The sequence below is a fragment of the Marinilabilia rubra genome, from assembly GCF_003121985.1.
In the GTDB taxonomy this organism is placed as follows: domain Bacteria; phylum Bacteroidota; class Bacteroidia; order Bacteroidales; family Marinilabiliaceae; genus Marinilabilia; species Marinilabilia rubra.
The window spans coordinates 149,080-170,224 of sequence record NZ_QEWP01000008.1; the positions used below are offsets into that span (position 1 = coordinate 149,080).

18 protein-coding genes and 3 tRNA genes are annotated in these 21,145 nt (G+C 41.1%); 9 read left to right on the plus strand and 12 right to left on the minus strand.

What is annotated here, in order from left to right; translation table 11 throughout:
- Nucleotides 1–113: 113 nt before the first annotated feature.
- From rprY to DDZ16_RS11565, 5 genes are all read right to left on the minus strand, one after another.
- The gene (gene rprY / locus DDZ16_RS11545) at nt 114–797 is read right to left on the minus strand and encodes a response regulator transcription factor RprY (protein WP_109264630.1); all 684 of its coding nucleotides are present in this window, start codon (nt 795–797) and stop codon (nt 114–116) included.
- On the minus strand, nt 770–2,371 hold the full coding sequence (locus DDZ16_RS11550) for a sensor histidine kinase (protein WP_109264631.1): 1,602 nt from the start codon (nt 2,369–2,371) through the stop codon (nt 770–772). The genes rprY and DDZ16_RS11550 overlap by 28 nt, the downstream gene beginning before the upstream one ends.
- 110 nt (nt 2,372–2,481) lie before the next feature.
- Complete coding sequence (gene rnc / locus DDZ16_RS11555) at nt 2,482–3,222, minus strand: ribonuclease III (protein WP_109264632.1); 741 nt, start codon at nt 3,220–3,222, stop codon at nt 2,482–2,484.
- Nucleotides 3,223–3,224: 2 nt separating this feature from the next.
- Entirely contained in the window at nt 3,225–4,475 is a 1,251-nt protein-coding gene (gene fabF / locus DDZ16_RS11560) for a beta-ketoacyl-ACP synthase II (protein WP_109264633.1), read from the minus strand.
- A 37-nt stretch (nt 4,476–4,512) separates the two neighbouring features.
- Nucleotides 4,513–4,749: an acyl carrier protein gene (locus DDZ16_RS11565; protein WP_010421658.1), complete on the minus strand. Its 237-nt coding sequence runs from the start codon at nt 4,747–4,749 to the stop codon at nt 4,513–4,515.
- Nucleotides 4,750–4,921: 172 nt separating this feature from the next.
- On the opposite strand from DDZ16_RS11565, the gene purN reads away from it, so the two are divergent.
- The gene (purN, locus tag DDZ16_RS11570) at nt 4,922–5,494 is read left to right on the plus strand and encodes a phosphoribosylglycinamide formyltransferase (RefSeq protein ID WP_109264634.1); all 573 of its coding nucleotides are present in this window, start codon (nt 4,922–4,924) and stop codon (nt 5,492–5,494) included.
- Here purN and DDZ16_RS11575 read toward each other — a convergent pair.
- From DDZ16_RS11575 to leuS, 3 genes are all read right to left on the minus strand, one after another.
- Complete coding sequence (locus DDZ16_RS11575; protein WP_109264635.1) at nt 5,463–6,782, minus strand: M23 family metallopeptidase; 1,320 nt, start codon at nt 6,780–6,782, stop codon at nt 5,463–5,465. The two genes, purN and DDZ16_RS11575, sit on opposite strands and share 32 nt — an antisense overlap.
- A 223-nt stretch (nt 6,783–7,005) precedes the next feature.
- Nucleotides 7,006–7,914 carry a YitT family protein gene (locus DDZ16_RS11580; protein ID WP_232526623.1) on the minus strand — a complete coding sequence of 303 codons (909 nt, stop codon included), beginning with the start codon at nt 7,912–7,914 and terminating at the stop codon, nt 7,006–7,008.
- Between the two features lie 64 nt (nt 7,915–7,978).
- Complete coding sequence (gene leuS / locus DDZ16_RS11585; protein ID WP_109264636.1) at nt 7,979–10,768, minus strand: leucine--tRNA ligase; 2,790 nt, start codon at nt 10,766–10,768, stop codon at nt 7,979–7,981.
- A gap of 193 nt (nt 10,769–10,961) precedes the next feature.
- On the opposite strand from leuS, the gene DDZ16_RS11590 reads away from it, so the two are divergent.
- The 4 genes from DDZ16_RS11590 (at nt 10,962) to DDZ16_RS11610 (ending at nt 15,995) form a co-directional block, all read left to right on the plus strand.
- Nucleotides 10,962–11,034 (plus strand) — tRNA-Arg (locus DDZ16_RS11590).
- A 322-nt stretch (nt 11,035–11,356) separates the two neighbouring features.
- A complete protein-coding gene (locus DDZ16_RS11600; protein WP_109264638.1) occupies nt 11,357–12,586 on the plus strand; it encodes a hypothetical protein in 1,230 nt (409 codons plus the stop codon).
- Between the two features lie 145 nt (nt 12,587–12,731).
- Complete coding sequence (locus DDZ16_RS11605; RefSeq protein ID WP_232526625.1) at nt 12,732–15,089, plus strand: TonB-dependent receptor; 2,358 nt, start codon at nt 12,732–12,734, stop codon at nt 15,087–15,089.
- A 3-nt stretch (nt 15,090–15,092) separates the two neighbouring features.
- The gene (locus DDZ16_RS11610; protein WP_109264639.1) at nt 15,093–15,995 is read left to right on the plus strand and encodes a DUF4249 family protein; all 903 of its coding nucleotides are present in this window, start codon (nt 15,093–15,095) and stop codon (nt 15,993–15,995) included.
- Here the strand turns inward: DDZ16_RS11610 and DDZ16_RS11615 are convergent.
- Complete coding sequence (locus DDZ16_RS11615) at nt 15,975–16,340, minus strand: Mth938-like domain-containing protein (protein ID WP_109264640.1); 366 nt, start codon at nt 16,338–16,340, stop codon at nt 15,975–15,977. The two genes, DDZ16_RS11610 and DDZ16_RS11615, sit on opposite strands and share 21 nt — an antisense overlap.
- 198 nt (nt 16,341–16,538) lie before the next feature.
- Between DDZ16_RS11615 and DDZ16_RS11620 the strand changes: the two genes are divergently transcribed.
- Nucleotides 16,539–16,808 carry a hypothetical protein gene (locus tag DDZ16_RS11620; RefSeq protein WP_109264641.1) on the plus strand — a complete coding sequence of 90 codons (270 nt, stop codon included), beginning with the start codon at nt 16,539–16,541 and terminating at the stop codon, nt 16,806–16,808.
- Between the two features lie 109 nt (nt 16,809–16,917).
- Here DDZ16_RS11620 and DDZ16_RS11625 read toward each other — a convergent pair whose 3' ends face one another.
- The 3 genes from DDZ16_RS11625 to DDZ16_RS11635 form a co-directional block, all read right to left on the minus strand.
- A complete protein-coding gene (locus tag DDZ16_RS11625; RefSeq protein WP_109264642.1) occupies nt 16,918–17,460 on the minus strand; it encodes a flavodoxin in 543 nt (180 codons plus the stop codon).
- 235 nt (nt 17,461–17,695) lie between these two features.
- Entirely contained in the window at nt 17,696–18,358 is a 663-nt protein-coding gene (locus DDZ16_RS11630; RefSeq protein ID WP_109264643.1) for an O-methyltransferase, read from the minus strand.
- Nucleotides 18,345–19,571, minus strand: coding sequence for a M16 family metallopeptidase (locus tag DDZ16_RS11635; protein ID WP_109264644.1), 1,227 nt, complete (start codon nt 19,569–19,571; stop codon nt 18,345–18,347). Before DDZ16_RS11635 ends, DDZ16_RS11630 begins: the two co-directional genes overlap by 14 nt.
- 212 nt (nt 19,572–19,783) lie before the next feature.
- Here DDZ16_RS11635 and DDZ16_RS11645 point away from each other — a divergent pair.
- The 3 genes from DDZ16_RS11645 (at nt 19,784) to DDZ16_RS11655 (ending at nt 21,140) form a co-directional block, all read left to right on the plus strand.
- Nucleotides 19,784–19,859, plus strand: a tRNA-Phe gene (locus tag DDZ16_RS11645).
- Nucleotides 19,860–20,006: 147 nt separating this feature from the next.
- Nucleotides 20,007–20,082: transfer RNA gene (locus DDZ16_RS11650), tRNA-Phe, on the plus strand.
- Between the two features lie 527 nt (nt 20,083–20,609).
- Nucleotides 20,610–21,140 (plus strand): hypothetical protein, encoded by a 531-nt coding sequence (locus tag DDZ16_RS11655; protein ID WP_109264646.1) that lies wholly within the window; start codon nt 20,610–20,612, stop codon nt 21,138–21,140.
- Nucleotides 21,141–21,145 lie beyond the last annotated feature (5 nt).

Here is a 21,145-nt window from a genome sequence, read left to right on the forward strand (position 1 = left end):
TTTTTTTATGTCCTAAAAAACGAAAGAAGCACTAACAAAAATACCCGGCCCGTAATACACATTGTGCACCGAACCGGTGATATTTTGAAATATTCCTGACCAGAGGAGTATACTTAGAGAACGAGTTTGTAACCTTTTCCGTGCACGTTGATGATTTCAACGGCAGGCTCGTCTTTTAGATGTTTCCTCAGTTTGGTGATGTAAACGTCCATACTTCGGGCATTAAAGTAATTGTCGTCTACCCAAATTGTTTTCAGGGCAAAGTTACGCTCCAATACCTTGTTGGCGTTATTGCAAAGCAGTTTCAGAAGTTCAGACTCCTTTGTAGTAAGCTTAACTACTCTGTCACCGTCAATCAGTTGCTGTTTCTGAGTGTCAAATTTGTATTTGCCCAGCTGGAATACTTCCTGATTAGCCAATCCGCCTTTGGTGCGTCGTAAGATCGCTTCAATGCGGAATAAAAGCTCTTCCATGCTAAAAGGTTTGGCAATGTAATCGTCAGCACCGATCTTAAACCCTTGGAAAATATCCTCTTTCATTGATTTTGCAGTGAGGAAAATAATGGGTACATCGGTGTTTACCATCCGGATTTCTTTAGCCAGTGTAAAACCGTCTTTTTTAGGCATCATCACATCAAAAATACAAACATCGTATTTTTTGTTCATGAATGCATCGTAACCTTGTTCCCCATCTGGTAACAAGTCGGTTTCATAACCTTTGGCTTCGAGATATTCCCGGAGCAACATGCCTAAGTTCTCATCGTCTTCGGTCAGGAGAATTTTATACTCTTTTTCCATTCCTTGGTGCTTTTAAAAGGTAAAAATATTTCAAATTTAGTGCCTGTATTCAATTCACTTTCAACGTTAATGGTACCCCCGTGGTCTTCCACGATCTTTTTTACGTAGGCAAGCCCCAGGCCAAACCCTTTAACGTTGTGTATATTGCCGGTAGGAACCCGGTAAAACTTTTCAAAGATACGTTTTAAATTTTCTTTTGAAATACCCAGGCCGTTATCTTGTACGGAAATTACGATTCCTCCTTTGGGCCTGTTCCATGTTTTTACTTGAAATACAGGCTTTCCACGGCGGTATTTCAGGGCGTTGTCCAATAAGTTGTGTATTACATTTGTAAAATGTACTTCATCCACATAAGCCGTTGGTGTCTTAGCTTCCAGCTTCTCAATGATCTGACCTTCTTTATTCTCCACTTTCAGTTTAAAGTTGTTGGTGACTTTTGCAATGAGTTCATTGATGTTCACCTTCTTTATCTTTAAACTGTTGCTTCCTTTTTCAAAGATAGCCATTTGCAGGACTTTTTCAACCTGAAAACTCAGTCTTTTGCTTTCGTCCTGAATGACACCTGATATATGTTTCAGACTATTAGGGCTTTTGGCAACCGATCCGTCTTTTAACATTTGTGATGCTAAAGAGATTGTGGAGATCGGTGTCTTAAACTCATGGGTCATATTGTTGATAAAATCATTTTTGATCTCATCAAGCCTCTTTTGCTTTACAATAATAACAATTGTTAAGATAGATGCCAAAACCATTATTAAAGTAAACACGGCACTGGGCAATACCATGCCCATCGATTCCATAATGTAATTGGGCCTTTCAGGGAAATACAACTGAATGTGATTAGCCTTTGGATGGAGATCGTTGGGGAAGAGATATTTTTGATAAATAACATTGGCTTTTTTCTCGTTAAATCCGGAAGTTGAAACGACCCGTTTGCCCCTTGAATCTACAATTGAAAACTCATAAGGTAATTTTATCCCCCTTTCCTCGAATTCTTTGAGAAGGAAAACATCAACAAGTTCCCGGTCTACCCTTTGCTCGATGGGACGATCATCTAATAGGTCCTTGAGAAGCCTTTCGCGCTGTTCATCCATTTTGTTTCGTACCTGGTGCTGGATGTTGTTGAAAGCTGTTGCAAAGGGGTCCATTTTCTCAGAGCTGTTGAGAATCATTGGGGTCGTTTCCCGGTATGAGAATACAAGAGAGTCCTTTTTGTAAGTTGAAAACTCAGTGTCCATTTTGGAGCCCCGGATAAAGAAGTCAAAAGTGATGTCCAACTGAGGGATTTCTTCCTTTGTTTGATCTCTGTTCTTTCCCGAAAAATACTTGTTCTCCTTCCTAAGTTCTTCCGGAAGATTGTTTATGGGGTTCAGCTTAAGTTTAGCGCCAAGACGTGATGTTTCGTTGATTTCAAGACGTGAAATAACCTGGTCCATAGTTTGGCGGACCGTCTGATCGAAATGTTCTTCTTTGATTCTGGTAGCATTCTTAATCCAAAGGGTTTGTATGTAGATCAAACCCGTAAGTGTGAAGGCTATGATAAAGGTCAATACCCAAATAAATTTCCTGCTCATACTACAAAAATAATGGGTTGTGCCGGATTATCCTTTTGATTAACATTAATTAACTCTAGGTCTTGATTTTCAGTTAATAAAGGTTTATTAAAAAGTAAAAACGACCTCTGTTATGGTTCTTCTGATTCTACATTTTCAAGGGCTTCATTGGCTGCTTTTTGTTCGGCTTCTTTTTTGGAACTACCAATGCCTTGTCCGCTCACCTCCTCGTTAATTATGGCACGGGAAATAAACAATGGACCATTGTCTTCAGTTACCGGGTGCTCTTCAGTTACAAAATGTACATTGCACTTGTGTTTTTGCCCCCATTCAATGAGGATAGATTTGTAATTTGTGTCATTTTCAATGATATGTTGAAGATCCAGATATTCTGACAAAATGCGGTTTCGGACAAATTTTCTGGCACTTCCGTAGCCTTTATCCAGAAAAATGGCTCCAATGATAGCCTCAAGGGCATCGCCCAATATGTGGGTTTGAGAAATATCTCCCGGTGGATGAAATTTTATCCAGTTTTCAAGGCCCATGTCCTGGGCAATTTGATTGAGGTTGGCACGACTCACTATACGCGATCGTGTTTTCGTGAGAAATCCTTCATCTTCCAGTGGATAAAGTAAATACAATTCCTGAGCAACGATAGCACCCAGGATTGCATCTCCAAGGTACTCCAAACGCTCATTATTGAAAGATTCTTTTGAGGAATATGGCCGTCTTAATACCGATTTGTGGACCATTGCCTGTCTATACAATTCGGTTTTGCCGGGACGAATACCGGTAGTTGATAGTATAAATCTATAAAACTTTCTTCCCTTGCGGGAAAAAAGCTTTATAGATTTGAAAAGCGGTATAAACACAATTAATCTAATGCTTTGAACACCACGGATGCATTGTGACCTCCAAATCCAAACGTGTTGGATAATGCCACTTTTACTGAACGTTCCTGAGCCTTATTGAAGGTGAAATTGAGTTTTGAGTCTATTTCCGGATCGTCTTCGAAGTGATTGATTGTTGGTGGCACAATGCCATTTTTAATTGCTAAAATTGATGCAATGGACTCTACAGCTCCGGCGGCACCTAAAAGGTGACCTGTCATCGATTTTGTGGAGCTGATGTTCAGCTTATACGCGTGATCTCCAAATACCTTTTGAATGGCAAGTGGTTCAGCGATGTCTCCCAATGGGGTGGATGTGCCGTGAACGTTGATGTAATCAACCTCTTCAGGTTTTATGTTTCCATCTTTCAGTGCATTGGCCATTACTTTTTGCGCACCCAGTCCTTGCGGATGTGGGGCGGTTAGGTGGTGAGCATCGGCAGTCATGCCTGTTCCTACCACTTCACAATAAATTTTTGCACCGCGTTTCACAGCATGTTCATATTCTTCTAATACCAGGGAACCAGCACCTTCACCCATAACAAAGCCATCACGGCCTTTGTCGAATGGTCTGGAGGCAGTGGTCGGATCATCGTTACGTGTCGAAATTGCCTGCATTGCATTAAATCCGCCTACACCTGCTTCATTTATAGCTGCTTCCGATCCTCCGGTGATAAACATTTTGGCTTTTCCCAAACGGATAAGATCGAATGCATTGCCAATGGCGTGCGTTGATGAGGCACAGGCTGATACAGTCCCGTAATTTGGACCTCTGAAACCATACTTCATGGAAATGTGTCCTGCTGCGATGTCAGAAATCATTTTGGGAATGAAGAATGGATTGAATCGAGGTACTTCGTTGTTCTTTACAAAAGAACGTGTTTCGTTGAGGAAAGTGATGATGCCACCAATGCCCGCACCCCAGATGACGCCTGCCATATCCTGGTCTATGGCCTGGGTGTCTATGCGTGCATCCTGGAATGCCTGCTCAGCTGCAATCATTGCAAACTGAGCAAACATATCCAATTTTCTTGCCTCTTTACGATCGAAGTAATCGTTAGGATTGTAGTCTTTTACCTCGCAAGCAAATTTACTTTTAAAATGGGTGGCGTCAAATCGAGTAATGGGTGCAGCACCACTTACTCCTTGAACCAGGTTGTTCCAATACTCATCGATTGTTTTCCCAATCGGGGTAAAGGCGCCGAGCCCTGTAACTACTACTCTTTTTAACTCCATAACTGCTTTTAAAGTATAACTCTACTTTTTTGACTGATTACTTTGCGTTCTCTTCAATGTAAGCAATGGCGTCACCCACTGTACCGATGTTCTCTGCCTGATCATCAGGAATGGCGATGTTGAATTCTTTCTCGAATTCCATGATCAGCTCTACAGTGTCAAGAGAGTCAGCACCCAAGTCGTTGGTGAAGCTAGCTTCGTTAGTAACTTCTGTTTCGTCAACTCCCAACTTGTCTACAATAATTGCCTTAACTCTTGATGCAATGTCTGACATAGCTTTAAATTTTAAGTTAATAATTGAAAATTTGGTTTTAAAACAACTGTGCAAAGAAAAAGATTTGCCCAAAATAAATCAAATATTCCTCAAAGGAAATTAGTTTTCAGGTCTCTTTTTTCTAATTTTGGCTTCTGAAAACAGATTTTTCACCGCTTTTAAATAATTAACAATGAAGAATATAGTATTGTTTGCTTCGGGGTCGGGAAGTAATGCTGAAAATATTTCACTTTTTTTTAAAAACCATCCCGATGTGAATGTTTCGTACATTTTATCCAATCGGTCGAATGCGGGTGTTTTGGATAGAGCTAAGAAGTTGAATATTAATGCAATGGTGTTCGATAAGGAGATGTTTTCTAATACCGATGAAGTCCTGAATTTCTTGCATCGTGAGTCTCCGGATCTCATTGTTTTAGCGGGTTTTCTGTGGTTAGTGCCCAAAAAGATTGTTGAGGCTTTTCCTGACCGTATTATAAATATTCATCCTGCACTTTTACCTCAATATGGCGGAAAAGGAATGTATGGCGATCGTGTTCATCAGGCCGTCATTGACAATAACGAAAAGGAATCAGGTATCACCATTCATTTTGTTAATGAAAAATACGATGATGGTGATATAATTTTTCAGGGGCGTTGTAAGGTAGAGGAAGGTGATACCCCTGCAACTCTGGCTGAAAAAGTACATCAATTAGAATATAAATACTATCCGGAAGTTATCCGGCAGGTGCTGAATCAGCAGAAATAGTGTTGCGTTCCCGGAAAAATGAGGTGGTCAGGGAATCCAGCTCGTTTTTCCGGGGCCGTATGTGTTCCAGGTATTCCGGTAATCTTTCTTTTTTAATAGGGTCAACCGGAGGTGCTTCCACTTTTAAAGGATCTATCGGCCTTCTGTTTTTATATACTCTGAAATCAAGGTGCGGACCTGTCGCCAGGCCTGTTTGACCTACATAACCAATGAGTTGTCCCTGATTGACAAAGTCTCCTTTTTTTAGACCCTTAGCAAATCCCGATAAATGCATATAAACAGTCGTGTAAACACTGTTGTGTTTTATTTTAATATAATTCCCTCCACCTTTGGTGTCCCATGCTCTGTGTGTTACTCTGCCATCTCCTAATGCATAGACCGGTGTTCCGGTTGCTGCAGCATAATCAATTCCGTGGTGGGGGCGCCTTATTTTTAATACCGGATGCAATCTGCTGTTGCTAAATCTGCTGCTGATGCGTGAGAATTTCAGAGGGGCTTTCAGAAAGGCTTTTCTGAGACTTGCTCCTTCCTCGTCAAAATAACTCATTATGCTGTCTTGCTCATAACGGAAAGCATAAAAAGGTTTACCCCGGTGATGAAAATAAGCTGTATGAATGGTGCCAATACCAATGGGGATGCTATCGACATATTCTTCGTCATAGACAACCGTGAAATGGTCTCCTTTTTCAATTCCGAAGAAATCTACAGTCCAGGCAAAAATGTCGGAGAGGTCGAGAGCCAGGTTGGGATTTAGGTCCTGATCCTTGATGGTATTCCAGAGCGATGTTTCAATAACGCCGACATCGGTTCTTCTTTTGGTGATTACTTTTTTCTTTTCCCTATAAATAATGGTGTCCCCTTTTAATGACATTACCAAATACTCAATGGGATCTATTTCGTATACAAACCACGCCGGGTGTTCAATGGAATCCTTTTGATTAAAGAATAAAGTGTAGGAATTGCCGGCTTTTATGTCCCGAACGTCAAAAACGTCTTTTGATTTCTGTGCCAGGTGATGGATGATGCTGTAATCTACATCGTGGGATGATAAAATGGTGGCCAGATTTTGGGCATATCTGATTCGGCCTTTCTCTATTCGGAAAGAATCTTTTTCAATTCCATAGAGCAATTCCGGGGGAGGGGGTGGAGGCATTTTAACTTGTCCCAGACTATCCGTTAATTCTTTTGGATCCGGAGTTTTTAATCCTCCGAATTGCCGGTAACACCATACTGTTGAGAATACTAAGATGATTAATACAGCAATGCCAAGTATATGTTTCTTTTTCATTTTTGTCTCTGTTGTTTGTGTAAAGCCTTAATTTACGGGTTCTCAGGTGTTAAGGTTTTTTTTTGTTAGGTTAAACAAGAGTCAGAAGAAGATCGTTCATGTTTCCTAATTGTCAGAATTGAAGTAGGCTGTCCCGATTTGAATGGCTCCTTAATTGATCTGCAATGCAAATTGCGGTAATATAAGACTTTTCAGATAATTATTACGGAGGCTGTCCCTTGCTTTAAAGTTCTGCTTCTATTTCATTAAGGGGCTTTTGCTTTTTTCTTCTGATTTTCAGTTTATCGTATCCTTCTCCATAAATTCCCATTACGTTACCCATGGTGATGAATGCCTCCGGGTCAACACTTTTAATAATTCTGAATAAGATGGAAGACTCTTTTTTTCTGGCATAGACCATTAAAATCTTAATATCTTCGCCTGTGTATCCCCCATAGGCAGGAATTATAGTCAGCCCTTTTTTCCCGGTATAAACAATCTGTTCGGCCAGTTCTTTGTGTTTTCTGGAGAAAATAAAGAATTGAACTGTTTGCTTGTTACCTGAAATTACGAGGTCGATGGTATATGCAATAACAGCCATGGTCATAAAGCCATAAACCAGTGTTTCGATGGATTTGAATATGGGATAGGCCGTAGCAATAATAATACCATCCATTGCCAGCAACAACCGGCCCATGCTAATGTTCTGGTATTTGTTGATGATTCGGGCAATGATGTCGGTGCCTCCGGCACTGCCTCCGTGGGTGAAGATCAATCCTCCCCCAACTCCGCTTAAGATGCCTCCGGTTACAGCAGCCATCATTTTTTCAGATACCAATGGTTCAGTGAAAATGTTGCTGAAGAAGGAAAGAAATCCTGCAAAAACCACCACACTATAGATGGACTTTATTCCAAAAGAGGCGCCGAGGATTTTCATGGCCAAAAGCAGAAGTCCTACATTGATAATCAGGCTGCTCATTCCGACGTCAATGTCGAATAAGAAGAAAAGAATACTTGAAATACCGGTAAGGCCACCACCAATTATTTCACTGGGTATGATGAAACCTGTCCAGCCGATTGCGCCTGAAGCAAGGCCGGCGGTAATAATTAAATACGACTTTATTTCTCTCCAAAGATATTCTTTCTTCATCATATTATAAAGAAAACCACCGGAAAAGAGAATCTTCTCCGGAGGTATATATTTTTATGTTGCTGTTTTATCCAACAACAATATTAACTATTTTCCCGGGTACAACAATGACCTTGCGGACAGTTTTTCCTTCTGTCCATTTGGCAGCTCCTTCATGTGCAAGTGCGGCTTTCTCGATCTCTTCTTTGCCCGCATCTGCAGGCATCTCAAGTTTAAAACGCATTTTCCCGTTAAACGAGACCGGATACACTACACTATCATCCTTGAGGTACTTATCCTCAGCCTTTGGCCATGGGGCATCTACAATGGATGTTTTATGTCCGAGCATGTGCCATAGTTCTTCTGCCATGTGTGGGGCAAAAGGAGACAAAAGAATGGCCAATGGCTCCAGGATGCTACGTTTGTGGCATTTAAGGTCGTTTAACTCGTTGACGCAAATCATAAATGCACTTACACAGGTGTTGAACGAGAACCGTTCAATGTCATCACTTATTTTAGCGATGGCCCGGTGCAGTACTTTTAATTCGTCTTTTGATGGTTCTTTATCTGTAACCAGAATACCATTGTCACGGTCAATAAAAAGGCGCCATGCCTTTCTGAGGAATTTATGGACTCCGTCAATTCCGTTGGTGTCCCAAGGCTTGGACTGTTCTAATGGTCCCAGAAACATTTCGTAAAGACGAAGTGTGTCGGCTCCGTATTGTTCAATAATGTCATCAGGATTGACCACATTAAACATCGATTTTGACATTTTTTCCACAGCCCATCCGCAAACATATTTTCCTCCATCTTCAAGGATGAATTCTGCATCCTTGTATTCCGGATTCCAGTTTTTGAAAGCTTCGATGTCCAAAATGTCGTTCTGAACTATATTGACATCAACATGGATTGGTGTGGTGTCGTAGTCTTTCTTTAGATTGTACGAAACAAACTTGTTGGTGCCTTTAAGGCGATAGACAAAGTTTGAACGTCCCTGAATCATTCCCTGGTTCACAAGTTTACGGAAAGGTTCTGATTGGCATACTTCTCCAATGTCGTAAAGAAATTTGTTCCAGAACCTTGAGTAAATCAGGTGCCCTGTAGCATGCTCGGTTCCTCCAATATAGAGATCCACATCCTTCCAGTACTCATTGGCTTCCTGACTTACAAGTTGCTTGTTGTTGTGAGGATCCATATACCTTAAGTAGTAGGCAGATGACCCTGCAAATCCTGGCATGGTGTTCAGTTCAAGCGGATACCCCTCCTCGGTTTTCCAGTTTTTTGCACGTCCCAGTGGAGGCTCACCTTGCTCAGTTGGCAGATATTTGTCCACTTCCGGAAGTTCCAATGGTAAATTTGATACATCCAAAGTGTAGGGCATGTCATCCTTGTAATAAACAGGGAATGGTTCCCCCCAGTAACGCTGACGGCTGAAAATGGCATCACGAAGACGGTAGTTGACATTAACTTCTCCAATTCCTTTTTTGCGGATGTATTCCTTTGTTTTATGGATGGCTTCCGGGACATCCAAACCATTGATGAAGCCGGAGTTAACCATGTAACCCTCCTTTGAATCAATGGAGTCATCCCATTGGTCTGTGTCGGCAGGTTCTTCTCCGTGAGGAACCACTACTTGTGTGACGGGAAGGTCAAAAGTACGTGCAAAAGCAAAGTCACGACTGTCGTGAGCAGGAACAGCCATAATAGCCCCGGTACCATAGCCGGCCAGCACATAATCACTTACCCAAACCGGGACTTCCTCATTGGTCAATGGATTAACAGCATAAGCCCCCGTGAAAACACCTGTCATTTTTTTGACTTCCGACATGCGTTCACGTTCGGTGCGTTTTTTGGCATCGGCAATATATTGCTCTACTTCTTTTTTATGATCGGAATGAACCACCTGATTTACCAGTTCGCTTTCCGGAGCCAAAACCATGAAAGTTACACCAAATACAGTGTCTGCACGGGTAGTGAAGATCTTCATCTCGACATCCGAGTTTTTTACCGGAAAAATCATTTCAGCACCTTCGGAGCGGCCGATCCAGTTTTTCTGTATTTCTTTCAAAGAGTCTGACCAGTCAATGTTGTCCAGTCCGATAAGTAAGCGCTCTGCGTAAGCGGAAACTCTCAGTGACCACTGTCGCATTACTTTTTGCTCAACGGGATGTCCACCTCTTAAGGAAACCCCCTCTTTTACTTCATCGTTGGCAAGAACGGTTCCTAATTCCGGACACCAGTTGACCATGGTGTCGGCCAGGTAAGCAATACGGTAGTTTAATAGAATTTCCTGCTGTTCTTTTTCGGTCTTGCCGTTCCATTCATCTGCCGTAAAAGAGAGTTCATCAGAACAGGCTGCATCGATGTCTTTGGTTCCTTTTGCTTTAAAGTGATCGATCAAGTCATTGACTGGCAGGGCTTTTTCTGCTTTGTTGTCGTAGTAGTGGTGAAACATTTGAATAAAAGCCCACTGTGTCCATTTGTAATATTCCGGATCACAGGTTTTTACTTCTCTATTCCAGTCGTATGAAAAACCTATCTTGTCTAACTGCTCGCGATAGCGCTTAATGTTTTTTTCGGTTGTAATGGCCGGATGTTGCCCTGTTTGAATGGCATATTGCTCTGCAGGCAATCCGTAGGCATCATAACCCATAGGGTGGAGTACGTTAAAACCATTCAACCGCTTAAACCGGCTGAAAATATCCGAAGCAATATAGCCAAGAGGGTGTCCCACATGGAGTCCGGCTCCCGAGGGGTAAGGAAACATGTCAAGTACATAGTACTTTGGCTTTTCTTTGTCAACGTCTACCTGGTAAGTTTTCTGATCTTTCCAGTGCTTTTGCCACTTTTTTTCAATCTCTTTAAAATTGTACTCCATGATGCAGTAAAATATAGTATTTCTATCTTTTTTGTTCTCAAAGCTGCGAAAATACAAAAAGTTTCAGAGAATTGTAAGGTCTTTTACGTGTTCGTTATTCCTTAAAAACCAGGGGCAGAAAAAGATTCTCAAAGGGATTATTTAAACAGAGTTTGAGTGATGCGTAAAAAATCCTATATTTGCGGCGCAAAAGGGCTCCGTAGTTTAACTGGATAGAACGTGGGATTCCGGTTCCTATGGTGGGGGTTCGAGTCCTCCCGGAGTCACTGGGAATAAACCGCAATTCAATGTAAGCCATTGTTTTGCGGTTTTTGTTTTTTGTGTGCCAGTTTCTGGGTGATTAGATTATGTGAGCTTTTTGTTTTCTTAGCACTCCACAATAATTATCCCGATTTGATGGAGCTATTCTTTCTTTTTTTCCTTTAAACTTGAAGAGGTCAATTTTTGGGTGTGATGCAAATGAGTCCTCTTTGTTAAAAAAACGGGTAAGTTTTTTTTTACAACATTTGCCGGGGAATTGCGTAGTAATTTTACAACCTGAAAACATGTAAAACGTCAATTAAATAATCTAATTTTAAACATTAACTTATGAAGATCAAAGTATTATTTGTATCGGTTTTAGCGTTTGCCCTGGCAGTAGGTTGCCAGGAAGATGAAAAAGGAGAAAAAATGAGCCCACTGGGTGTCGAGGAACATAAGGCCAATTTGGAGCAAAGTGGTTTGAATGTAGTCGACAAAATGGATGCCATGAGCGACATGGAAGCCCTTCATGTTGTCAATGAATTTGTGTCTCTGATCGAAAATACCTCAGGAGAGGAATCCGGGATTGTTTCTGAGCAATCCGGAGTGGTTACAGTTATGAAATCAGTAGGAGAATTTGAAAATGGAATGGAAGCCGCGGTAAACCTCAAGTCCACTACTGTTGACAACACTACCCTGGCCGGGGAATTTGACCAGGAGGCTGGGATTTATACCTATGATCCTGAGACGCAATCATGGATTAAAGGAGAAAGTGGCGACCAGATTACTTATCATTTTCCTGTGAATGGCAGCGAAACCAACAATGCCACTATTTCGGTTACTAATTTCAGCGCCTTTACAACCACCAATCCCGATCTTGCAGAAGTGGAGGATCTGTTGGAATCGGTTAATATTTCTCTGACAGTAAATGAGGAACAACTGATCTTGTTTGAATTTGAAGCTTCCTATGACGAAAATGATATTCCTGAATCCATCACCGAGAGTCTTACTTTAGGAAAATACATTATTGAAACTTCAGTGGAAAAGGACAATTCAACCATGGCTTTTGAGCAATCATTTGAATTTGACGGTAACAATATTATTTCTTACCATTTTGAAAGCAATGGTGAATTCACTTATGACAATATTGAGGATAATACTTCAGAAGAGCCCAATCCTTTTGATCAATCTGTTGTGAATTCTGCAAATTCCTGGGTTGCCGTTGACAATCTTAAGCTGGAAGGAACCATTGACTGGAAAGGCTTTCAAAATGATGCCGGAAATATTGACGAAGATAGCTTTGAATCAGAGCAGGTATGGGTGGAAACTCTGGCCGGACTCATTAACAACAATGCCAGTATTGAATTGAAGTACAACGACAGCAATGAAATTATTGCAGTTGGAGAAGCTTACTCTGCAGATTCTGATGAGGGCTGGGAGTTAGATTTTCGTGTGAAATTCAGCGATGGATCTTATATGGATGACTCTTTCTTTGGGGAAGAAAATTTCACTGATTTTGTGAATAGTGTTGATGAAATGATCAATGAAGTAGAAACCAATTATGGTATGTCTGAATAATCTATGGAGAGCTTATTTTGATTGAAAAAAACTTGGAGGCTACGTATTTCGTGGTCTCCAAGTTTTTGTTTATGGCGTAAAGTTTTAAGAAAAAAAATTAGGCTCGTTTTAATGGGAAGTATTGTTTTACTTCACTGCAAATAATATGGATTCCCTGAATCGTATGATGAAATCGTTCTTTCATATTTCACTGACTACCGGATTGGCTTTTCTGCTTCCATTTCTGGCAGGAGCCCAGGATCATTGCCTTCGGGGCAGGGTGGTTGAAGCGGAGTCAGGTAATCCTGTGCAGGATGCACATATATGGGAGAGTGTTGGCGAAACCGGAACCGTAACCGATTCCGTTGGCTTTTTTAAAATTTGCAGCGAACGTCCCGGTCAGTCAATGATTTTTGTAAGTCATACTACCTATAAAGATACATCTGTTGTAATTCAAATGGATTCTCCTGACATTGCCGTAATTGAACTTCGCACGAAAGAATTTTTGGCTGATGAGGTGAGAATCACAGGGAGGGACGGAAGTTATGCAAATAAGGTAGTTCCCGGGCAGAGTCAACTTAAATCTTCCGAGCTGTTCAATCTTCCATCTGTAATGGGAGAAGCCGATGTGGTAAGAGGCTTGCAGCAGATGACAGGGATTCAGTCTGTAAGTGAGGGTATCGGAGGAATCTATGTAAGAGGAGGCGGACCCGGGCAAAACCGGGTGGCTCTGGATGACATGGAATTAATGAATCCGGTTCATTTGATGGGCGTTTATTCTGTCTTTAATCCGCTAACCACCAAACGTGCTGATGTTTTTAAAGGGCATGCCCCGGCTTCTGTTCGCAGTGGACTCTCCTCTTCTATTCTTGTAACATCCAAAGATCCTCTGTTGGAAGAGAGTCAGATAAATGGGGCACTTGGAAATTTGGCTGCCAATTTGACTTTTTCCTGGAGATCGAAGAACCAAAAACTAGGAATAACAGCTGGTTTTCGGCGCAGTTACCTGGAACTTTACAGATCAGTTTCTTCTCTCTTTATTTCTGAAGAAGACAATTATTTTAAGCGAAGTTTCTATCGGTTTTATGATTTTAACGGAAAGATGGCTTTTAAACCCTGGCCAAATACCCGCTTTTTGTTGACCTGGTATTTGGGAGCTGATGATTTTTCGATTGATAATGATGAAATTGGTTATAATGCCGGTACCAATTATGGCAATAGGGCAGTAGCTTTTAAATGGAATCAGCGATTAGGCAGTGGTCAGTCATTTTCTTCCACACTGAGTTACTCGGGGGCCTGGTCCGATTTTGATGGTGAGATAATTGACAATGACTTGTGGTTTAAAAGTTGGCATGAGAGGTTTTCATTTAAAAATCAGTGGCTGATTGAAGGTAGTGATCATATGGTGAAGTTTGGTGCCGATGCTTATCTGTACAACACCAAACCTCAGGATATGGAATTGATAATGCCTGATGATACCACCCAAACAGAAGACCGCTTCAAAAATGCAGCTTTGAGTGTATTTCTGGAAGACACATATGATGTTACCCCTGATTTTAGTGTTTATGCAGGTTTAAGAGGGTTTTATTATATGGTGCTTGGGCCTTATTCGTATTCCGCTTCCGGCAGATCCATTTCAATAGATGATGGCAACTGGTTAGAGGGTGATTTTTACTGGTCGCCATCCGTTTCATTATCTTACACTCCCGATTTAAATCAGGAATTTCGTTTGGCCTGGTCGCGGAATGTTCAGTTTATGCATCTGGCCGCATTGAGTTCCATGCCATTGCCCAACGATATTTGGATGATGGCTTCCCCGCGTCTGAAACCTCAGAAAAGTCATCAGTTTTCAATTGAATATAATCGACAGTGGCCATCGTTTTCTTTTACAACAGGGGCTTTTGCCCGGTGGATGGAAAATCAGTTGATTTTTAATGTGAATGTTGATGGTCGCGAAATGAATTTCGAAGATCATTTTTATCATGGAAAGGGACGTGCTTACGGTCTGGAATTTTCTCTGCAAAAAGTGCGCGGCGACTTACAAGGGGCTCTAAATTATACACTTTCCAGGTCTGAGAGAGCATTTCCCGAGATATTTAATGGCGAATGGTTTAATGAAAAATTTGACCGTACACACGATCTTTCGCTTCAAGCATCTTATGAATTGAATGAAAAATGGACCATCAATGCCAACTGGATTTATGCCACCGGAAATAATATGACTCTTCCCTCCGGACGAATGTGGATGATGGGAACCATTATGAACGATTACGATGGATATAACAATTTCAGACTTCCCCCTTATCACCGGTTGGATTTGTCTGCCAGACTCAGGTTAACGAGTGATGTTTTTAAGGAATCGGTTCTCGATTTTTCAATCGTAAATGTCTACAACAGGGCCAATCCATATTTCGTATTTTACAAAGTTATCAGAGGTGACAGTAATTACGATATTGATATTAATATTGCCCAGGTATCGCTTTTCCCCGTGATGCCATCCGTTAGCTGGAAATTTAAATTTTAACAGATGAGGTTTGCGTTAAGTATTTTGTTGCTATTGGTTTTTGTTTCCTGCACCAAGGAAGTCGATTTGGATCAACCTTTTTATGAACGGCAAATTGTGGTTGACGGATACATTGAAACTGACCGTCCGGCTCATGTTTTCCTGACCCTGAGTACTCCCTATTTGACGCATTATGATTCAGCCTCTATCAGAAGTTCTTTTTTGAACTATGCAAAAATCACTCTTTCCTCTTCAAAGGGAGAGGATGAAGTTCTGACCATTTTCCGCGAAAAAGCCTTTTTTCCGCCCTTTGTTTACAAAAGTGTGGAAATGAAAGGAGAAGAGGGAGTGCAATATGACTTAAAAGTGGAAGTTTTCGGTCGTACAATTACTGCAGTTACCACTATCCCTGAGGTGTTGCCGATAGAAGAAACCAGAGTGAAAGCGACATCTGACACAACCGGTTTCCTTGAGTTTGCAGTTAAGCCATCCGGTCAAAAAATCCATTACTATTTTTCAAGGATTGCCAGTCGTTTGGAAGATGACGACCTTCATCCTTCTTATGAGCCTATGGAGTTGATAAAAGGGGAAGGGGGGAATCTTATTTGGAACCGGTTGTTAAGAAGCACCGAGACCAGCTTGTACCTTGAAGATTCTGTTTCTGATTTTTATTCTGATTATCCCCGTTTTGAATACGATTTGCGCGATACTGTAAAATTGATGGTTGGCACCGTAGATTCCGTGTCCTATAAAGTTCTGAATAGTTTGTTTACCGACCGGGCCAATCAGGAAAATCCTTTTGCATTTAATGGCAACAGTATTCAAAGCAATATTAAAGACGGCATTGGGCGATGGACAGGCATTGGCATCTCAGGCGTGAAAGAAGTGGTTCTGAAAGAGCAGCCATCAGCAGGTGATATGGAATAATCCCAGAAGGTGTTTGTCCTCAGTCATGTTCCACTTTTCAATAGCAATAGGCGTTGGATAAAGCTGTACTTTACAACTATTTTGCTCAAAAAAAGTCTCAGCTTCTTTTGATAACTCAACATAACCGGTTTGCCCGGTACCAATGATTAATTCAGAAGGATGTCCTTTGAAAATGAACCTGGCTTCAGCTTCTGAGATGATGTGAGAAGTGCCATAAACAGATTTTGAGAGTTTCTTTTTTCGCTTCAATATTTCACCGCTTGGGGTAATTACAACATCGTGGTTGTAAGAATTCCCTTCAATGGTAATGCTGCCAAAACTGGTGTTGTAAATCCTTGGTTTCATTTGAGAATGCGTTATTTCAGTTATGGATAATTTTGGTTGGTCTAATCTAACCCTCTATTGCTAAAGGTAGTTACCAGGATGCGGGCTGTCAATCCCTTTCGAGTCTCGAATCTTGAGTCGCAAATAGGGTCAGGTATTCCTGTGTAAATCCCTTATTTTTATTTAATTTTGCCTCATCCAAAAAAGAAAAATGCTAATATGGCCAGGAAAGCCAAAGGTTCTGATAATAATTACGTTGATAGAAATGCGGCCTATAAGCGCAAGCATAAAGCGACTTTTTTGTTGAACGACAAAGAGATGGAGGCCTTTGAGGTGTATTGCAAAAGATACAAAGTAAAGAATAAGGCCCGCTTTATGCGCGAATCTGTTATGCGCGTGGTTATGGATCAATTCATGGAAGATTATCCTACCCTGTTTGAGAAAAAAGATCTTGACCGGCTTCGGGTTGAGGGTGGTTCAAAAGAATAAAGGGGAAATGGTATTCCCCCTCTGTATTTCAATAAAACCGTAATTGTTCTTTGGATGGCTTTTGCCGAATGCCCCGACCAGGTTATGGGTCAAGAGTTTTTCTGTATCTTTAGTGGTTGTCTGATTTTTTGCTTGCTTCGGTCTGGTATTGCTTTTCCAGAGCTTCTTTTAAATCTTCACTCCAGATGGCAATGCGGCCATCTGTTAAATCCGGTTCATTGTCTTCATCCAGAGGAAGCCCCACAAACATTCCATTTTTAAATGCTTTTGATTCACTAAAGTCATAATCGTCGGCCGGCCATTGTCCGATAAACCTGGGTTTTTTACCTTCCAAAAGCTCATAGAGTTTTCCCATGCCATCGCAAAACGTGTCAGGATATGTCTGCTGATCTCCTAATCCAAACAGGGCAATTGTTTTATCTGATAAATCCAGGGTAAGAAACTTTTCCACAAATGTTTCAAAGTCATCCTGAATTTGCCCTACACCCCAGGTAGAGGTACCCATGATTAGAAAATGATAATCTTTTAATTTTTCAATATCGGCAGTTTCAGCGGCTATAAGATCAGCATCGGGAAACACTGCATGCACTTTTTCTGCTACAAAACGGGTATTACCTACTGATGATCCATATATGATGGCGGCTTTTTGCATAATAAAATTTGTTTTGGCTGTTTGTGATGATGTTGATGAAACAGCCAAAACATTAAAGTGTTCAACCTATGTTGAGCAGTATGAGGGTGCTTAAGAAACACTTTTCTCAGTGTTAACTCCAAATGATAAAGCATTGGTCTCTTTGGTTTCAAAAGAGGACTTACATTTTCTAAACGGGTTCTTCAGGAATTTTTCAATCGGCATTAACACTGGCGTGCACAAAATTTGTATTAAGTCACTTTACTCTTATTATCATTAAGCCGTCCCGGATGGGCAGAATGACCTGTTCTACCCTTGGGTCATCTTTCACTTTGTTGTTAAATTCTAAAATCCCTTTGGTGTAATCATCCCCCGGATCAAGGGGTTCTATTACTTTTCCATTCCAGAGAATGTTATCGGCCAGAATATAGCCGCCAGGGTTCATCTTTCTTATTACTGCGTCGTAATAGGCCGGATACTCTCTTTTGTCACCATCCATAAACACAAGATCAAAGGATCGGTGGATATTCTCAATCACCTTGAGTGCATCTCCTATGTGCAGATTAATTTTGCCTTCCAGGCCTGCTTTTTGGAAATAATTTCTAATTAAAGGTTCCAACTCGTCATCTCTTTCGATGGTGTCCAATGTGGCATTATTGGCTGTTCCCCGGGCCATGCAAATGGCAGAATAGCCGGTAAAAGTACCTATCTCCAAGATGGCTTTTGGACGGATCATCCGGCAAAGCATGGTGAGTAATTGTCCCTGCACCGGGCCTGAGACCATACGCGGACGAAGCACTTTCAAATGTGTTTGTCTGCGCAATTCGTAAAGCACCTCGTCTTCCTGGGAGGTGTGTTGTTCTATGTAATTCTCAAGGTCGGGGCTGGGATTACCTGTCTGATTTTTATGATTGCTCATAGATTAGATATGAGAGTTGTTTTTCATCAAATATTTCATTGGCAATTTCCAGTAAGTTCATCGCTGTTAGATTGTCAATTTTCTTGTAAATGTCTTCCAATGAGTCCACTTTGTTGTAAAGCAGGAAACTTTTACCAATGTTGAGCATCAGATTTTCTTTGTTTTCTGATGAAATGGTAATTTGCCCTTTGAGCTGACGTTTGGCTTTTTGAAGCTGCATCTGACCAAGTTTTGTTTTTCTTAGCTGCCCTAACTCGCGTCGGGCAATGCGCAGGCTTCTGTCTATATTTTGCTGATCGGTACCAAAATAAATGCTAAATACGCCGGTGCCATAGTATGGGGAGTATATGGATTCGATATTGTAAGCAATGCCGTTTTTTTCGCGTAAAGCGATGTTTAAACGGCTGTTCATACCCGGACCACCCAATAAATTATTGAGGAGTGACAGTCCAAGACGCTTTGGGTTTTCCAGGTCGTAAGCAATGTTGCCAATGGTAATGTGACTTTGGAAAGTATCCAGCTCTTTTCTGAATTCCGTAGGTTTATATTCCGGAGGGGCAGGACGTTTTTGGGTGCGGTAATTGGGCTGCTCTACTCCAAAGTACTTTTCGGCTGCTTTCAAAACTTTAGTAGGGGGAAGATTGCCCACCATACAGAGTACCATCTGATCTGTATGATAGTTGTTTTGAATGAATTTTAATATGTCTTCCCGGTTGAAGTTCTTGATGGATTCTGCTGTTCCAAGTATGTTGTGCCCCATTGGGCCCTCATTAAAAACCAATTCTTCAAAATCATCGATGATAAGTTCAGCCGGGTTGTCTTTGTAGGAATTTATCTCATCAATGATGACTTCCTTTTCCTTTTTTATTTCTTTCTCAGGAAAAACCGAGTGAAAAGTTATGTCATGAAGCAATTCCACTGCTCTTTGAAAATCCTGAATCAGGAACGAAGAATAAATAGCTGTTTCTTCTTTCGATGTGTAAGCATTGAGTTCTCCTCCCACATCATCCAGTCGGCTAAGTATGTGCCAGGTTTTTCTCTTTTGGGTGCCTTTAAAGATAACGTGTTCAATGAAATGTGCCATGCCATGTTCATCGTTCTGCTCATCGCGTGATCCTGTGTTGATAATTAACCCGCAGTGTCCAACGGGGGAAGCTACACGGTGATGAATCAGTCTGATGCCATTGGGTAACGTATGTGTGAATAACTCCATGTTCTTGTTTTTTTGATTCTTTGCCAAGCAAAAATGCTGATGAGGGGGTGTTGCTTTGCAATTTTGGATGATTTTTTTGAAAAAAATTCGCCCGCAAAAATAACTAAACCTCAGCGAATATCACCTCAAAAAACAAAAAAGGAAAGAGTAAATTTTGTCATATGGTTTTGTCAAAACAAATCTTTCCGTATATTTGCAACCGCTTTTGAAAAGGTACCATAGCTCAGTCGGTAGAGCAACGGACTGAAAATCCGTGTGTCCCTGGTTCGATTCCAGGTGGTACCACCAAGGTTGGTTTTGATTGGGCTGGCCTTCATAGTAAAAATGGAAATTATTCATTATTGTTTGGATTGTTTCCAAAATAGAAAAAGGGTTATTGATTGATTGGGTTTTTGGTTATTTTTGCACCAATTGAAAAAAGTAAAAATAACAAAGGGTACCATAGCTCAGTCGGTAGAGCAACGGACTGAAAATCCGTGTGTCCCTGGTTCGATTCCAGGTGGTACCACCAAAAAAGCCGGTTTTTTACCGGCTTTTTTATTTTATAAATCTTTGCTTTTTGGTACGTGAATTGTTGTTAGTGCCAGCAAGAAAACTCATGTTTTTCATCTGTGTTTGCAGGAAGGTGTCAAGTGCAAGGCTTGCGATGTCTGAAAAGCAGGAGTCCCGATGCTTCGGGATGACTGTATTGAAGACAAGCATTGAGTTTACCCCGACCCTTCGGGGCAGCAATTGTCGTTTTCTTGCAAACACTGGTTCTGTTAATTCAACCCAAAATTAATATCAAAATGCGAATTTTTTTTATAACCCTGTTTCTGCTGGCTTCATTTCATTGCATGGCTCAAGTGCGCGATATTAAATCAAAAGTAAAGGAAGATAATCAACAAAAATTGCAACAGGTGGGGTTATTACCGCGGAGAAGCTTCAGGGTGGGATCCGCCTGAGTGGGAAGATGGAATTGCAGAATATATAGTAGGGAATCTTTTTTACTATTCTATTTATGGTGTTTACCGTGCAGCCGATTATGGACAATCACAGATGCAATACAGGCGCGTTGACCATCCGGAGATATTTTCTTTTCAGTCGGATGTAACTTCCGGGTTTGACTTTAATTCCAATGCCCTTTTAATCACTCCTTCAGTCAGAATAAACCGGGGGCTTTTTGCTTCTGATCTTCGATATCATTACACCCATGATGTTACCGATGCCTTAAATGTGATTGATTGGCAGGTTCTGAAACTGCGATTGCCAATCAGTAATTTTAAGGTAGAGTATGGGATTGGGTTTAGTCATATTTTTGACCCTTCAAAAACCTATTTTGAACAATCTTTGGGATTTGACTGGTGTTTTCTAAAGAGAAAAACAACGGTGCAAGGAGAATACAGATGGACACAGTCAACAAACATAGGGGAAAGGTTTCGCAAGGAAGCCAGTGTTACGGGAGATTATGAAATTAAAAGAATTGATCAATTAAGTATATGCCCGACGCTGGGATTTGTTTACCAGAATTTTTTTGAAAGCACCCGCTTTCGTTTTTTTCGGGCAGGTTTGAGAATCAGGATTTACTAGACTTT

Bases quoted from the DNA above. Each gene is read 5' to 3' on its own strand.
- rprY (WP_109264630.1), bottom strand. From the start codon at position 797: ATGGAAAAAGAGTATAAAATTCTCCTGACCGAAGACGATGAGAACTTA.
- DDZ16_RS11550 (WP_109264631.1), bottom strand. From the start codon at position 2,371: ATGAGCAGGAAATTTATTTGGGTATTGACCTTTATCATAGCCTTCACA.
- fabF (WP_109264633.1), bottom strand. From the start codon at position 4,475: ATGGAGTTAAAAAGAGTAGTAGTTACAGGGCTCGGCGCCTTTACCCCG.
- DDZ16_RS11565 (WP_010421658.1), bottom strand. From the start codon at position 4,749: ATGTCAGACATTGCATCAAGAGTTAAGGCAATTATTGTAGACAAGTTG.
- purN (WP_109264634.1), top strand. From the start codon at position 4,922: ATGAAGAATATAGTATTGTTTGCTTCGGGGTCGGGAAGTAATGCTGAA.
- DDZ16_RS11575 (WP_109264635.1), bottom strand. From the start codon at position 6,782: ATGAAAAAGAAACATATACTTGGCATTGCTGTATTAATCATCTTAGTA.
- DDZ16_RS11580 (WP_232526623.1), bottom strand. From the start codon at position 7,914: ATGATGAAGAAAGAATATCTTTGGAGAGAAATAAAGTCGTATTTAATT.
- leuS (WP_109264636.1), bottom strand. From the start codon at position 10,768: ATGGAGTACAATTTTAAAGAGATTGAAAAAAAGTGGCAAAAGCACTGG.
- DDZ16_RS11600 (WP_109264638.1), top strand. From the start codon at position 11,357: ATGAAGATCAAAGTATTATTTGTATCGGTTTTAGCGTTTGCCCTGGCA.
- DDZ16_RS11605 (WP_232526625.1), top strand. From the start codon at position 12,732: ATGGATTCCCTGAATCGTATGATGAAATCGTTCTTTCATATTTCACTG.
- DDZ16_RS11610 (WP_109264639.1), top strand. From the start codon at position 15,093: ATGAGGTTTGCGTTAAGTATTTTGTTGCTATTGGTTTTTGTTTCCTGC.
- DDZ16_RS11615 (WP_109264640.1), bottom strand. From the start codon at position 16,340: ATGAAACCAAGGATTTACAACACCAGTTTTGGCAGCATTACCATTGAA.
- DDZ16_RS11620 (WP_109264641.1), top strand. From the start codon at position 16,539: ATGGCCAGGAAAGCCAAAGGTTCTGATAATAATTACGTTGATAGAAAT.
- DDZ16_RS11625 (WP_109264642.1), bottom strand. From the start codon at position 17,460: ATGCAAAAAGCCGCCATCATATATGGATCATCAGTAGGTAATACCCGT.
- DDZ16_RS11630 (WP_109264643.1), bottom strand. From the start codon at position 18,358: ATGAGCAATCATAAAAATCAGACAGGTAATCCCAGCCCCGACCTTGAG.
- DDZ16_RS11635 (WP_109264644.1), bottom strand. From the start codon at position 19,571: ATGGAGTTATTCACACATACGTTACCCAATGGCATCAGACTGATTCAT.
- DDZ16_RS11655 (WP_109264646.1), top strand. From the start codon at position 20,610: ATGCAATACAGGCGCGTTGACCATCCGGAGATATTTTCTTTTCAGTCG.